Origin of the sequence: Mesorhizobium sp. M0698, from assembly GCF_040320455.1 — a bacterium.
Lineage (GTDB): Bacteria > Pseudomonadota > Alphaproteobacteria > Rhizobiales > Rhizobiaceae > Mesorhizobium.
The window spans coordinates 1-665 of record NZ_JAMYPQ010000082.1 but is presented as its reverse complement, the minus strand read 5'-3'; the positions used below and the strand labels follow the sequence as shown (position 1 = coordinate 665).

1 protein-coding gene is annotated in these 665 nt (G+C 64.5%); it reads right to left on the bottom strand.

Features of this window, described 5'->3' with window-relative positions; translation table 11 throughout:
• Nucleotides 1-665: EF-Tu C-terminal domain-related protein (locus NKI16_RS34005; RefSeq protein WP_352924828.1), on the bottom strand; the 665-nt coding region annotated here is incomplete at both ends.

The following is a 665-nucleotide window of genomic DNA, read 5'->3' as shown; positions in this document are numbered from 1 at the left end:
GCGATCGGCACGATCAGCTCGACATCGACGGTGATGTTGTCGCCCGGCATCACCATCTCGGTGCCTTCCGGCAGCGACACGATGCCGGTCACGTCCGTCGTGCGGAAATAGAACTGCGGACGGTAGTTGGTGAAGAACGGCGTGTGGCGGCCGCCCTCGTCCTTGGTCAGGATGTAGGCTTCGGCAACGAACTTCTTGTGCGGCTTGACGGTGCCGGGCTTGGCCAGGACCTGGCCGCGCTCGACGCCTTCACGGTCGACACCGCGCAACAGCGCGCCGATGTTGTCGCCGGCCTGGCCCTGGTCGAGCAGCTTGCGGAACATCTCGACGCCCGTGCAGGTCGTCTTGGTGGTCGGACGGATGCCGACGATCTCCAGCTCCTCGCCGACCTTGACGACGCCGCGCTCGACGCGGCCGGTCACAACCGTGCCACGGCCCGAGATCGAGAACACGTCCTCGATCGGCATCAGGAACGGCTTGTCGAGCGGACGAACCGGCGTCGGGATGTAGGCATCGACCGCAGCCATCAGTTCGCGGATGGCGTCCTCGCCGATCTTCTTGTCGCTATCTTCAAGTGCGGCAAGCGCCGAACCCTTGACGATCGGAATGTCGTCGCCGGGGAACTCGTTCTTGGTCAAAAGCTCACGCACCTCGAGCTCGACCAG